This is a genomic window from Treponema sp. R80B11-R83G3, assembly GCF_054786115.1.
In genome coordinates, this window is the sequence record NZ_BDHF01000042.1 from 1 (window position 1) to 13,554 (window position 13,554).

Consider the following 13,554-nt stretch of genomic DNA (forward strand, 5'->3'; position numbering starts at 1 on the left):
CTCCCCACCTTTACCCCTTCCCTGCCCTCACATCTTCAAACCTAAAAGACTACATGGGCAGAACAGTGGAAGAAGCCCTTAACGCCGTCCGATTATTGACAGGTTTTCCCATTCCAGTAAGCTCTGAAAATGCCGAAAATATAGTAAGACTCGGCAGGTCATTCTGGAACGCGTTTATTCGCGGCTCTTATCAGGGCGGAGTCTACTACATCGATAATTTGGGAGTTAAAATTGATTCAAAATCACAGTGATAACGGAATACTCAAATCGTTCTTTGTTTTTTTTATTTTCATTATTCAATGTACTCTGCTTTACGCCTTCTCTCTTGACGAAACAATAAATACGATAAAATCAATATCACCGAATGAATCCGTACAATTCCGCTGGGATCCTTTATTCCGTGACGGAAGTTTCAATTTAGGCAGCCATTACGGGGCATTTTCCGTCGCGAGCCGCGAAGGGGAAATGGGGTTTCTTGTCTTTGATAACCGCGAGTTTTTTAATATCCCTCTACCTTACAACAGCAACGGAAAATTGGTATTTCCTGAAAACTTTGTTTCCACGCTTAAAAATACGTTTTTACGCCTTCATGAAAACGATATGTCGAGTTTCAGAGTCGCTGCCATTATCATCGATCCCGGACACGGCGGAAAAGATTCAGGAGCGGTAGGGAATTTAAACGTCAACGGGAAAACCGTTAAAATCTACGAAAAGGACATTACCCTAAAAACAGGTCTTGCGTTAAGGGACAGGCTTATTAACGCGTATCCTGACAAACGCATATTAATGACAAGAGATACCGATATTTACCCAACCCTTGACCAGCGCGCGGAAATGGCCAACGCCGTAACGGTTAGGGATAATGAAGCGGTAATCTTCATATCTGTACACGCCAACTGGGGAGCTAATTCCAGCGCGCGCGGTTATGAAGTTTGGCATATAACATCAGGCCAGCGCAGATCCCTTTTGGACAAATCAAGGCATAATTATTCTTCCGATGTTAACGCGATACTAAACGCTATGCTTGAAGAGGAATTCACTACGGAAAGCATACTTTTGGCCGATTCCATACTTGCCGCCCTTCAAAAAACATTTGGCGGCGCGATGCCTTCCAGAGGCCGAAAGGCAAACGATTGGTTTGTCGTAAGAAACAGCAGAATGCCGGCGGTTCTTGTAGAACTTGGTTTTATATCCAACCAACAGGACGCGCTCTTTATGACCGGTGAAGACGGCTTGAATAAATTTACCGATTCATTGTATAATGGGATTATCAATTTTATTGGTATTTTTGAACATTAAGGAAAGGTTCTATGTCATCAACGGTAAGACTCCGCTTATTATTTATCGCTATTTTAGCCATAGCGGCAATATCAGAATTTTTCATTTTAGGGCTTGCAAGAAGAACTTTTGTGTTCTATACTATTAATGAGGGAGTTATATCCGTTGAAGACCGGATGCTAAAGCGTTCTATATCACGGGAGGATGATATTATCCGTTATACGGAAGAAATGCTTTTAGGGCCGGTTGCTCCCGATTTATTGCCTCTTTTCCCAAGAGAAACTAGGCTTAAATCGTTATTATACCGAAATGGGGTAGTTTTTGTTGATTTTTCAGCCGATGCCGCCCTGCCGCCCGTAGAAGGGGGAAGTACAATTGATAACTTCCGTACCTTCCATGCCGGTATTTTAAGGAATTTATCGTATGTAAAAGACGTGCGTTTCTTTATTGACGGAAACGCGATTTACATTGAAGAATTTTGGCCTGAAACGGTTGCAATTCTTCAAGAATTTTCCGATAATTAAAAATAAAGGAAAATTCAAAAATATTGAAAATTTAGTATTTTGTCGTTGACAAAATATTAATAATTTTATAAAATGAGGACTAACAAAATTTTTGAAAGAAGTGTATTAAAGGAGCTTTACATGAAAAAGATGCTCATTCTAGTCGTAATTGCGATGATTGCGGTTCCGTTGTTTGCGGAGGAAGGCGTGTTAATCGACTTCACTACCCTTAAAGCGGATATTCATGTCAATAGCAGTGCTAATGACAAAAGTGACACGCCCAACCAAAACCGTCAGACATTGATGGATTTTGCCTCTGTTGCAGGCGGCAGTTTCACCCCCCAGCAAAAGAAGTTTATGACAACATCGCTGGCAATTAAAAATTGGGAGGAACTCCTGGCATCCTCATCAAGGACAGTTCAGAATACAACCCTCAGTTTTACAAAGGAAGCCAAATCCAAGGAATATGAGACTGTAATGGGAGTCAGGATTCGTTTCCCGATAGAACAGTTCAATTCTTGGGCGCTGATTAAGCCGCCGTTTGACATTCCAGCTTTTGAAAGCACAACTGTCGGCACGGACGGCACTATTACCCCAATGGATTCCTCCAGCGGCATAACCACCATTAAGAGCCGTTTTGAGGCTCAGGAAGATGGAAAACCGGCTTATGGCATAATCAAAAATGTCGGAGTTATTAGGGAAGTAAAGGTAAATGTTTACGGTCTTAATTTCCCACATGGCCTGTCAACAATTCTTATTGACAGTATGGGAAATCAAAGAACCATTTTCATGGGTTTCCTTAAATTTGACGGCTGGCAAGAACTTATTTGGAGAAATCCCGCTTATTTGCAGGAAATCAGAACCCGCGATCTTAGAATTGTCCCCCTCTATCCTTTTAATACTCCCTTTATAAAATTCGGCGGCTTCCTTATTCAGCGTGACGCGGCAAATGACGGCGGAGATTTTGTCACCTACTTTAAAGACGTAGCAATTATTTACGACATGGCGGTTCTTGATACCGAACGCGACATTAACGACGAATCGGTCTGGAATATCATCCAGACTCGTGAAGAAGCCCGCAAAGTTTGGGAAATGGAACGCTTTGGCCAGAATCAGGTTCTTCGTTATCTTGAGCAGTCTAAACAAGCCACGGAACTTCCGTTTAGTGATCCTTCACGGCAGCAACAACAGCAACAGTAAAATAAGGTAAAGAGCCTCTAGGCTATTTTAACGCTGTCTGAAGACATTGTTTTCAGACAGCTTTTTTTTATAATCATAATGGCAGAAATTAAAGATAAAGAAAATCATATTTCTACTCCCGAAAAGAATAAATTACAGGAAGAATATAAACAATATCTTGAAATTCGCAATTCAATTGTAAATGACCTTAAAGCGCTGATAGATAATGTTCTTTCCTCTTTGGATTCTAATCCTGTTGTGAGCGGCAGAATCAAAAATTTTACAAGTTATTTTTCTAAATACATACGCCTTTTAAAAACAGGCAAAAAAAATCCTCAAATTACAGATCTTTTAGGCATTAGGATTATCTGCCCTTTTATAGAAGATTTACAGGCGGTTGAATATCTGATTAAAAAGTACTTTGAAGTAATTGAACGTGAGATAAAGGGCCATTATTCTTTTCAAGAATTTGGTTATGAATCAATTCACCTTTTAATAAAAATACCCCAATCTTTGGTTGACAAACACGGGGATCCGGGAACGGACATAGCGGAAATACAAATACGTACTATTTTGCAGGACGCGTGGGCGGAAGTTGAACATGAACTTGTTTATAAAGTTGAATTCAACCCTTTTGACGAGCCTATGAAAAGAAAACTTGCAGCCGTAAACGCAAGCCTTTCTTTGGCGGATATGATTTTTCAGGAAATACGAAGTTATCAAAGACAATACAGTAAGGAAATGGGTAAAAGGCGGGAAAGTTTTTATCAAAAAATTGAGGAATCAACGGATGATCTTTTATTTAAAGCAGAACAGCCAAAGACAGTTTTTCCCGTTATCGAAAGCGACAACGCCGATACGCATGATTACAACAATTCAATTGATGATTTACTGGTCAAAGCCCTTTCCGCCCATAATCAAAACCGTTTTAACGAGGCTATAAGCCAATATACAAAAATTTTAGCGTTAAAGCCAAATGACAATATACTGTCTATTATTTACAAACACCGAGGCATGGCAAACTTTGCCTGTTCATGTTATAGCGAAGCCATAGAAGATTTTACCAATTCGCTTGAACTTGACAAGAAATCTTATAAAGCGGCTTATTACCGGGGCGTAGTTTATTCAGTTATCAAACAGTACTCACAGGCGATAGACGACTATGCGCTTTCACTGTCAATAAACCCATATCAGCCGTTCTGCCTGTTCAGGCGCGGACAAGCTTATTACCACATAGGCGATTATCCTCAAGCGTTGGCGGATTGCGAGAACTCACTAGCCCTTGAACCAAATAACAAATCCGCTTCTAGGTTTAAAGAACTTCTTCTTGAGAAATTAAAAATGTGACAAAAATTAGCTCTTAGGCGAATTATGTATTGCCTTTATAAATTATTTTTTTTATAATGATTACACGGTCGAGTAGCTCAGTGGATAGAGCAGTTGCCTTCTAAGCAACTGGTCGGGAGTTCGATTCTCTCCTCGATCAATTCGCCATGACCTCACACAAAGAACACAAAGTAAGAGAAGATCACAAAGAGGAACAAGGGTTGTTGTCCGAAAAATAATCGTGAATTTCACGATATAATAACGGACAAAAACCCCTGATTTTACTTTGTGATCTTTGTACCTTTGTGATCTTTGTGCGAAATCTTACCCTACTAAAGTAAGCTGTTCATTGTTAGAACCATCGTGAAGAGGGCGACGGTTTCAATAACGCCGATAGCGGCAACATACTGGGCAAAGCCTTTTCCGGATTCAGCCTGGGCATCGGCGGCGCATGCGCCCGCTTTTCCCTGGAAGACTGCCGAGAACGCGATGGCTACCGCAGAAGCGATACTAAAACCAAAGTTCATCCAACTGTAAGTGCCCGCGTTCGCCGCGTTATCGCGTATAGTGCCCATCATAATGTAAGCGTAGAAAACCTGCGTTAACGGGGCGCCGACAAATACCAGCAGCGTCATGGGAGCCGGTTTATTTGTTAAATAGCACTTTTTCCACGCGCCAATAGCCGCCTGCGAGGCGATACCAATGCCGAATCCCGAACCAACAGCCGCAATACCGAGTACCAACCCGGCTCCTAATAATCCTAAATTCATACTTCTCTCCTTACTAAATATTAAATTTTCTTTTCTTTAAAAGGCCTGTAAGCCGTGCCTGACCAGGCAAGGCCTACATGCCCTGAAAATTCCAACGTGTTAAGACGTACCCCGTGAACAAGAACTGACAATACGTTAAGCACCATATTTAATCCATGTCCGAAAATCAGCAGTATAATTCCCGCGAAAATTAAAAAGCTGCCAAGCATCGGACCCGCCATGCCGTTTATTGTTTGCGCGATAGCCGCTCCGGCAAGCCCTACCGCCCAAAGCCTGATATATGACATTATATCAGAAAATACGTTTACTACTCCAAGAACAACTGTGATGATATTCTGGAAACTGGATAATATTGATTTTAATATACTCCCATTATATGAGGAGAAAATAAAACTTAAAAAGAATCCGCCGGCTATTAAATATACGGATACGGGCAAAAGAGGAATAGCTCTTTTGTCACTGCTGACAATCAGGAATAAAACTACATTATACATTCCCAATAACATTCCGATTGTTCCCAATTCTCCCAATATTTTTAATGATTTGCATTTAAATATTACAATAATATGCGCAATCACCAGGTGGATTACCGCAAGGGAAAAACAGAATATTTGTAAATTTTGACTTACTATTTCCTGATCCGGATTTGCCGAAGATATATAAGATAGTGAAATCTTTTTTAAGAAATCAGGCAGTAACTTGGCATCTATCGCGAACCATGAGCATGTAAGCACGCCCCATAACGTGTTAAGCAACCCCAGCAATAAGAGCATTTTTATCGGAATAGATACGGGCTTTTTATTTTTTAACGCGAAAATAATGCCGATTAACGCCATAGTTGTAATAATCAGACCATAAGCCGCGTCTCCGAAGAGCATGGCAAAGAAAATACAAAAGAATGTCATAAAAACAGGCGATACGTCAACTTCGCGGTATCCGGGATTAATGTCAAGGAATCCTGTAATTGGCGTAAGCAGTTGTACAAATTTGTTGTTCTTTAATTTAGTCGGTACGAATTCATCAGTTTCAGGCGGTTCTTCAGCGGATAACGCCCATCCGTTTTCGGACGCGATTTTTTTTACAAGCCCGAGATCTTCCGCCGGCACATAACCTGTAAGCCAGCAAAGTCCTTGATTAGAAGGAATATCTTCAACTTTATTTAAGCCGGCGACCGCCGTTTCAAATTCAAGATCATATTCAACCCGTTCCATTTCCTTAAGTAAAGCCGGACGGCGATCCGCGTAATGTTCCAGTTCTTTATCTATCTCTTTTAATTCAAGATTATATTTTTCAATTTCATCTTTGTATTCGCTCAAAGATTTTTGCGGCAACTGAAAAGGAGTAACACTCGGTACTGTTTTTTCAAAAACCATTATACGTACAATAGATTTATCGCTTTTTATTTTAATATATTGAATATCTTTATCCAAACGGTTAAATAAATCCAATGGCATTTCATAAAGGTAAACGGGGAGCGTTTTTGATATTTCTTCAATTATCGACGGGTCAAAATTTCCCCATTCTTCTATGCGTAAAATCTCCCTGCCGATTATAGCTTCTTTTTCTTTTATCTGTTTGCGTTCTTCCCCTATTTTACTCATCAAATCGGGAAGATAAGGGCGGGGCGTCGCTTTTACCGCGTCAATTGAATACGGCGATTCATCGTCCGTACCGTAAATATCTTCGGCTCTTCTTCCCCTATGAAGCCCGATTGGTTTTTGTCTGCGTTCAATTAACGGCCCGTCATCTATTTTACTGTCACGCGGCTTTTTCTTTGGAACTTTATAATCCTGGATTAAGCCTATCGCGTCTTCTACTTTTGTTTTTCTTTTTAACGCGCTTGAATTAGAGTCTAAAGGAACGTTTCTTTTTTCAAGATGCACTACTCCCACAGCGCGAAGTTTTTTAAGAGATTCCTCATGGGATTTATCCTGTACCAAGAGGCATATTTTCTTCATCGGTACAATCATAATTCAACCTTCCTTACGCTCATATCAATCAGGCTTTTTTTCATTGTTTGCCCGCCAATCCGCTCTTCGCGATTTTGCCCCGTACAACGGCGGCCGTCTGCTGGTCGCCTAAATAAACTTGAATCTTTTTGATGTTGTTTCTTGATTCGGGGATTTTTATTTTTTCAAAAAGATTAACGCGCTGGGTTGTCGTGCGCAGTTCTTTATCAAGCCTTCTGCGCTGTTCTTCGACAATTTCCATTTCCATTTGTAAAAGAAGAGCTTGTTTCATGCGGTCAACTGCCAAATCGAGCCAAAGCGGCGTTTTCAAAAAATCATAAACGGCAATTTCAAAATCAGCGCCTTCAAAAACAGGTATTGATACGCCGGCAATATTTCCGTGGCTTGTCCGCACGTCTTTAATTTTTAATATATCTTTTGTAAAAATACCGGTTTCTCCAAAAACGCCAATCCATGATTTAAACGATTCGTCCAACTGCTCTTCGGATATTTTTAATTCTTTTAACCGCGCGTCTGTAAGCCTGATTTCTCCTTGTAACTGCTGTTTTTTCAACATCAGCGTAGGCAGATAACGCCTGTACATTTTCAGAGAATCTTTTTGTTTTTTCAGCTCATTCTTTGTGAGCTTAATTTTTGCCATACTGCCCTATTCTTTTTTCGGCCAGAATTCATTAATCAATTCCGTGCGCAAACCTGTTTCTTCTTTGTTAAAACAATCCGAAAGTATTTCCCAACCTAAATCCAGCGCTTTTTCAAGCGGGATATTGACTGAAAGATCCATCATTCTTTTTTCAAATTGGATGCCGTATTTTAAAAGTTTTTCGTCCCAAGGAGTCATGATAAAGCCCATTGCCTTTTTTTCCAGAGTGTCGCGGAAAGCGGAATAAAGTTTGATCATGCCGTCCATAAGGGCGCGGTGATCTTTTCGCGTCTTGCCGTTAACCTGCTGTTTAAGGCGCGATAGTGAGCCGAACGGCTCTATACGGCCGTCTTTGAGATAATACTGGCCTTCAGTAATGTAACCGGTATTATCCGGCACCGGGTGCGTTACGTCGTCGCCCGGCATTGTCGTAACTCCAAGGACTGTAATAGAACCGGCAGTTTCAAAGTCAACCGCTTTTTCATAACGGCTTGCAAGCTGGCTGTACAAATCGCCGGGATAACCGCGGTTAGAGGGAACCTGCTCTTGAATAATAGAGATTTCCTTCATCGCATCGGCAAAGTTTGTCATGTCAGTCAAAAGGACAAGCACGTCCTTGCCCTGCAAGGCAAATTGTTCGGCGACTGCAAGGGACATATCGGGTATCATTAGACATTCAACCGTAGGATCGCTTGCGGTGTGAATAAACATTACGGTACGCGCAAGAGCACCGGCGTTTTCCAGCGTGTCTTTAAAGTTAAGATAGTCATCGTATTTTAAACCCATTCCGCCGAGGATGATTACGTCTACTTCCGCCTGCATGGCAATACGCGCAAGAAGCTCATTGTACGGCTCGCCGGAAACCGAGAAAATAGGCAGTTTCTGCGAAACAACCAATGTGTTGAATAAATCGATCATCGGGATGCCGGTGCGGATCATTTTACGCGGAATAATGCGCTGGGACGGATTTACGGAAGGTCCGCCTATCGGGATTTTATTTTCTGTTAAATCGGGGCCGTTATCGCGCGGTTTGCCCGAGCCGGTGAACACCCTGCCCATTAAGTTTTCTGAGAACGCCACCTGCATGGGGCGTCCCAAAAAGCGTATTGTATCGCCTGTTGAGATGCCGCGACCGCCGGCGAAAACCTGAAGCGATACCGTATCGCCCTGAAGCCTGTTTACCTCGGCAAGAGACGTGCCAAATACCGTATCAACTTCCGCCAAGTCGCCGTAACGGACGCCGTCCGCCTTTACCGTGATAACGCTTCCCGTTATTGATTCAATCTTGCTATATACTTTGTTCATAATTCCCGCCCTAATAAATTATTTTTTCGGCTGTTTTATCAAGCCCCTTGGATTGACTCTTTACCGCCGAGTCAATTTCGGATTCAAGGGCGTCAAAACGCTCGCTCTTCCACTTGCTGCCGTTATAATCCAGGAATTTTTGCCTGAGTTTGTTAAACCATGTGCGCGCTTCATTCTTGTCCGTAAAAGTAAATATGGAACCAAGAATAAACAACAATTTGGCAAAAACATATTTTTGTCTTTCAGGTTTGACCGCCGCGTCTACTTCGTCAAATGAGTTTTGCTGGAAGTATACGGAGTCGATAAGATCGCCCTTTAGGAAAATAACGTAGTCTTCGATGCTTGTTCCTTCTTCGCCGACAACCTTCATCATCTGTTCAACTTCGGAACTTCGGCGCATAAATCCGTGCGCGTATTCAACTTTTTCGCTCTCGATGATTCCCTTGTACTTTGACCATGAATCAAGCGGGTGGATGGCAGGGAACTTGCGCGCGTCTGATCTTTCGCGTGAAAGGCCGTGGAACGCGCCTACGACTTTCAATGTCGCCTGCGTTACAGGCTCTTCAAAGTTACCGCCCGCCGGGCTTACTGTTCCGCCGATTGTGACGGAGCCTAAACCGCCGTCTCGCAGGCGGACAATACCGGCTCTTTCGTAGAAGCTGGCAATTGTCGATTCCATGTAAGCGGGGAACGCTTCCTCACCGGGGATTTCTTCCAAACGCCCTGACATTTCGCGCATCGCCTGCGACCAACGGCTTGTGGAGTCCGCAAGCAATAGGACGTTCAAGCTCATCTGCCTGTAATACTCGGCAAGCGTAACCGCCGTGTATACGGAAGCTTCGCGCGCGGCTACAGGCATTGAAGAAGTGTTACAAATAATGATTGTCCTTTCCATGAGGGAGCGGCCTGTTCTTTCGTCTTTTAGTTCGGGGAATTCTTTTAAGGTTTCCACGACTTCGCCGGCGCGTTCGCCGCAGGCGGCTACAATTACTATATCTACGTCCGCAAAGCGGCTTGTAATCTGTTGAAGGACTGTCTTGCCCGCGCCGAAGGGGCCGGGGATACAGTAGGTTCCGCCGCGGGCTACTGGGAAGAACGTGTCGATAAGGCGGACGCGGGTAACCATCGGCTCCGTGGGTTTAAGGCGTTCTTCGTAGCAGTTAATCGCCCTTTTTACAGGCCAGCGGAAACTGAAGGTTACGGGAACGGCGTTTCCTTTTTCATCTTTAAGTTCGGCGATTGTTTCGCGAATATTGTAACTTCCCGCCGGCTTTATCCATGAAACGGTGTAATTGCCGTAAAGGTTAAAAGGCACCATAATACGGTGGGTAAAGGAACCTTCAGGAACCGTCCCAAGCGTATCGGCGCGTTCTACTTTATCGCCGGGTTTTGCCTTTGGCGTGAATTGCCACATATTGGATACGGACAGAGCGTCAAGGTAAACGCCTCTTTCCAGAAAGTATCCTGTGGCCTGCGCCAATTGGGGAAGCGGGTTTTGAAGACCATCGTAAACCTGTCCAAGAAGACCGGGGCCTAACTCAACCGACAACATATCCCCTGTAAATTCAACTTCATCGCCAATTGAAATACCTTTGGTAATTTCAAAAACCTGAAGCTGGCTTATCTCGCCGCGAATTCTGATTACTTCGCTTTTCAGCCGTTTGTCTGCGACTTTTACATAGCCGACCTCGTTCATGGAGACGACTCCGTCAAAACGGACGCTTACCATGTTGCCGTTTACGGCTGTTACTATTCCTTTTGTTCCAATCATTTAGGTTCCCCCGGGGAATTTTGCGCGCTTTCCAGAATGGAAGCGTACAATGTTTTATATTCTGCAAATCCTTTTTCTGCGTTAAAGACCTGCCGTCTTTCCAACAGTAATAATTTTAAATAATAGGCAAATACGCCGTTTACGCTGTAATATTCATTGCCCGCAATCGCGTCAATGGCGTTCCAACGCGCTTTATCCAGTAAAATTTCGCCGTCCATCGGAGATTTCTCTTCTACGGCTTTAGAAGCCGCGACAGCCGCTTCCTGCGGAAAAAACGGAATGTCCGCTACCGGAATATCTTTCTTTAATTTTAACGCCCTCTCTTTTGCCAGATTCATTTTAAGGGCGCGTTCCCAATTCCGCCAATCATTGATAAAAGCGCAGTCACAGGAATCGTTTGAAAACACGTTATCAAAGGAAAGATACCGCATAAATTTAGCGTCATTATCATCTAACAGAGTCGCGACCATAGCTTTAAAATTATCAGAAGACATTGGCGGTTTTGTTCCGTATACGAGATAAGGAAGCTGGGCTATGAAATAATAGTATGATCCCACCTTTTATATTCCTTTTTCTTACTTTTTTAAAAGTTCAGCCAATTTTGGATTTAAATAAGCTGAAAGCTGTTTTGCGACGGCTTCAGAAGAAAAATCGTAGTAAACGGAACCTTCTTTATTTGAAATATGAAAACCACAAGCCAATTTACGGTTAGACTTTAATTCCACGCCCTTTGAGAGTTCTTCCCTTAATCTGTCATTAAAGTATCCCTGTAGCTTGGAAAGTTCGCTTTCCGGCAGAATAACCGCAAGGTCAGTGCCGCTCTTGTCAGCCCATGACTTAATCAATTCAGGCAACGCAGTTTTTAATACGTCTTCGTTGTAATTCGCGCTTACTTTTTCATTGATTATTTTGTTAAGCAATGCCTGAACTTCATCCTTGAACGCTAAAATAAGGTTGCGTGAAGCCTGTTCCAAAGCGGCAATCCCCGCTTTTTCCGAACGGGCCGCATCCTGTTTGGCGCGTTCAAGTAATTCGTCCGCTTCTTTTTTGGCAGTTTCAACAATCCTGCGAGCCTCGGTATCTGCCTCGGCTTTGACTTTATTCGCCTCTTCCGTCGCGGCTTTAATTCCGTCTTTCTTTATCCTATCGATAAGTTCCTGAACCTGAATTTCCATAATCTCACCTTCTTAATTTAATAACATGATTATAATATCATATAAAATCTTTATAGTCAATACCAAAAAACACTATTGAGTGCATAAATGCATTAATTGGATAAAATAATTTATCTTCTTAAAAGTGTTTATCATCCTTTGATGTATAGGCTCTTTAGAAGCCAAATTTATCTCCCTCCAGTTTACAAGCAGTTCCGGGTGCTTTTTCTCTATGTCTTCAATAAGGTTCTTTAGATGTTTTCCTACAATAATAAGCCCCTGAACGGCTTCATTAATAATATCATAGGCTTCGGTGTTTACCTTTCCGACTATGCTGTTTATATACCGCGCCTGCGTCGGATCCCTGTCAATCCTGAGAATGGCAGCCCGCAAACGTGAACCGTCCGCGCCGTCTTCGGATAAAACTACGTCCAAATCGTTTATGGATGCCGCCGTATCCTCCACCCTGTGGAAAGCGTCGCTCATTTCCCGCGCCATGGTATTATTCGTCCATTGGCCCCGGATAAGCAAAATATCGCACAATTCCTTGATTTCCTTCCCGATATAGTCATCCATAAGGGCTTTAAGGTAATTTAACCCCTCGGCATATACATAATAATCAACATTCTTCCTTTTATAGATCTCGCTTAGCGGTACGGTATAATTTTCCATCCTGTTAAGGTCGGAAGACTCAAATACCTGCTTGGTTAATGCGTTTATTTGGCTTGCCTTTTTGGCGTTATTGATCCTTGTAATGAAGGCGTAAGCTTCGTTTTTCTTGGCTTCCAGCCATACGTCGCCGATAGTTTCGCTAAAAACGGTGTGTTTGAACTGCCAAACGGGGTTTCTTAGGGTGTATTGAACCATTAATTCAAGAATTTTTGAGGTATGGATTTCCCTTAGCGTTTTTATCATATTATTGAATTGGTCAGGGATAACAAGATCCTGCCCTTCACATTCTTTTAATATTCTTAGAAGTCCATTCCAGTCTTCTTCCGGCCTAAGGGCATGGGTAGCCGATAAAAAGTCGCCTATTTGGTCAATTATCAGGATAGTTTTTACTGCGGGGAATTTAGGCTCCACAAGGAAGCTGCCATCGGCAAAATGATTGTCGAATTTTTTGAAAAAACCGGGAAAATTATACTTTACCAGCTGATTTAAGGCGGCCGCCAATTCATACCTGTGGTTTACGTTACTTATATGAACATTGTCAAATTTGGAGGCAAGCAAATTCACATCCGCCTGAATAGCCGCTATCAGTTCTTCACCTGTCATGGTCTTTAGCTTTGATTCAAGATACGCCGTATCCAGCCGTTTTACTATTTCTTTAATTTTAGGGTCAAGACATGATTCTACGGTTAAATGCCGTAATTTTGCCATTTTTTGCTCATCTTTCATGAACAATTTGATTGGATAAATAGTCTTATATACTGAAAATAAAAATGACAACAATGAAGGATCGGCTTCCTCAGTTCTAACCCTGAAAAATTTTACGTATTTGCTCTGACTCAGTTCTTTAGCGATGCCTTTAAGCATATTTTGCTTTTCATCAGTAAGTCCTTCGCCGGAAAAGAAGGAAAATACTTTATCCATAAGGTCTTCGGCCATATTTTACCTCTTTTTAATGTTAGCTTATTTTTATTAATTAAGCAATAGTT

12 protein-coding genes, 1 tRNA gene and 1 pseudogene are annotated in these 13,554 nt (G+C 42.3%); 6 read left to right on the forward strand and 8 right to left on the reverse strand.

All coding sequences use genetic code 11. From position 1 onward, the window contains the following. The 6 genes and pseudogenes from ACYVRH_RS07655 to ACYVRH_RS07680 all read left to right on the forward strand — a co-directional run. Positions 1–251: pseudogene (locus ACYVRH_RS07655) on the forward strand (hypothetical protein); the annotation flags it as partial. After that, positions 232–1,299, forward strand: a complete 1,068-nt coding sequence (locus ACYVRH_RS07660) for an N-acetylmuramoyl-L-alanine amidase family protein (protein ID WP_461256340.1) — start codon at positions 232–234, stop codon at positions 1,297–1,299. The pseudogene ACYVRH_RS07655 and the gene ACYVRH_RS07660, both read left to right, overlap by 20 nt. Before the next feature lie 11 nt (positions 1,300–1,310). Then, on the forward strand, positions 1,311–1,802 hold the full coding sequence (locus tag ACYVRH_RS07665; protein ID WP_461256341.1) for a GerMN domain-containing protein: 492 nt from the start codon (positions 1,311–1,313) through the stop codon (positions 1,800–1,802). A 120-nt stretch (positions 1,803–1,922) separates the two neighbouring features. Next, entirely contained in the window at positions 1,923–2,981 is a 1,059-nt protein-coding gene (locus ACYVRH_RS07670) for a flagellar filament outer layer protein FlaA (protein ID WP_461256342.1), read from the forward strand. A gap of 78 nt (positions 2,982–3,059) precedes the next feature. Beyond that, entirely contained in the window at positions 3,060–4,307 is a 1,248-nt protein-coding gene (locus ACYVRH_RS07675; protein ID WP_461256343.1) for a tetratricopeptide repeat protein, read from the forward strand. A gap of 66 nt (positions 4,308–4,373) precedes the next feature. Next, a tRNA-Arg gene (locus ACYVRH_RS07680) sits at positions 4,374–4,446 on the forward strand. 172 nt (positions 4,447–4,618) lie between these two features. Here ACYVRH_RS07680 and ACYVRH_RS07685 read toward each other — a convergent pair. From ACYVRH_RS07685 to ACYVRH_RS07720, 8 genes are all read right to left on the reverse strand, one after another. Next, positions 4,619–5,056, reverse strand: coding sequence for a V-type ATP synthase subunit K (locus ACYVRH_RS07685; RefSeq protein ID WP_461256344.1), 438 nt, complete (start codon positions 5,054–5,056; stop codon positions 4,619–4,621). 20 nt (positions 5,057–5,076) lie between these two features. Continuing rightward, a complete protein-coding gene (locus ACYVRH_RS07690; RefSeq protein ID WP_461256345.1) occupies positions 5,077–7,014 on the reverse strand; it encodes a V-type ATP synthase subunit I in 1,938 nt (645 codons plus the stop codon). 52 nt (positions 7,015–7,066) lie between these two features. Further along, on the reverse strand, positions 7,067–7,666 hold the full coding sequence (locus ACYVRH_RS07695; RefSeq protein ID WP_461256346.1) for a V-type ATP synthase subunit D: 600 nt from the start codon (positions 7,664–7,666) through the stop codon (positions 7,067–7,069). 6 nt (positions 7,667–7,672) lie between these two features. Next, positions 7,673–8,971 (reverse strand): V-type ATP synthase subunit B, encoded by a 1,299-nt coding sequence (locus ACYVRH_RS07700; protein ID WP_461256347.1) that lies wholly within the window; start codon positions 8,969–8,971, stop codon positions 7,673–7,675. 10 nt (positions 8,972–8,981) lie between these two features. Then, entirely contained in the window at positions 8,982–10,742 is a 1,761-nt protein-coding gene (locus ACYVRH_RS07705; protein WP_461256348.1) for a V-type ATP synthase subunit A, read from the reverse strand. Beyond that, on the reverse strand, positions 10,739–11,299 hold the full coding sequence (locus tag ACYVRH_RS07710) for a DUF2764 family protein (RefSeq protein ID WP_461256349.1): 561 nt from the start codon (positions 11,297–11,299) through the stop codon (positions 10,739–10,741). Before ACYVRH_RS07710 ends, ACYVRH_RS07705 begins: the two co-directional genes overlap by 4 nt. An 18-nt stretch (positions 11,300–11,317) precedes the next feature. Beyond that, entirely contained in the window at positions 11,318–11,917 is a 600-nt protein-coding gene (locus ACYVRH_RS07715; RefSeq protein WP_461256350.1) for a V-type ATP synthase subunit E, read from the reverse strand. Between the two features lie 72 nt (positions 11,918–11,989). Continuing rightward, positions 11,990–13,504 (reverse strand): DUF5312 family protein, encoded by a 1,515-nt coding sequence (locus tag ACYVRH_RS07720; RefSeq protein ID WP_461256351.1) that lies wholly within the window; start codon positions 13,502–13,504, stop codon positions 11,990–11,992. Positions 13,505–13,554 lie beyond the last annotated feature (50 nt).

Bases quoted from the DNA above. Each gene is read 5' to 3' on its own strand.
- ACYVRH_RS07665 (WP_461256341.1), top strand. From the start codon at position 1,311: ATGTCATCAACGGTAAGACTCCGCTTATTATTTATCGCTATTTTAGCC.
- ACYVRH_RS07670 (WP_461256342.1), top strand. From the start codon at position 1,923: ATGAAAAAGATGCTCATTCTAGTCGTAATTGCGATGATTGCGGTTCCG.
- ACYVRH_RS07675 (WP_461256343.1), top strand. From the start codon at position 3,060: ATGGCAGAAATTAAAGATAAAGAAAATCATATTTCTACTCCCGAAAAG.
- ACYVRH_RS07685 (WP_461256344.1), bottom strand. From the start codon at position 5,056: ATGAATTTAGGATTATTAGGAGCCGGGTTGGTACTCGGTATTGCGGCT.
- ACYVRH_RS07690 (WP_461256345.1), bottom strand. From the start codon at position 7,014: ATGAAGAAAATATGCCTCTTGGTACAGGATAAATCCCATGAGGAATCT.
- ACYVRH_RS07695 (WP_461256346.1), bottom strand. From the start codon at position 7,666: ATGGCAAAAATTAAGCTCACAAAGAATGAGCTGAAAAAACAAAAAGAT.
- ACYVRH_RS07700 (WP_461256347.1), bottom strand. From the start codon at position 8,971: ATGAACAAAGTATATAGCAAGATTGAATCAATAACGGGAAGCGTTATC.
- ACYVRH_RS07705 (WP_461256348.1), bottom strand. From the start codon at position 10,742: ATGATTGGAACAAAAGGAATAGTAACAGCCGTAAACGGCAACATGGTA.
- ACYVRH_RS07715 (WP_461256350.1), bottom strand. From the start codon at position 11,917: ATGGAAATTCAGGTTCAGGAACTTATCGATAGGATAAAGAAAGACGGA.
- ACYVRH_RS07720 (WP_461256351.1), bottom strand. From the start codon at position 13,504: ATGGCCGAAGACCTTATGGATAAAGTATTTTCCTTCTTTTCCGGCGAA.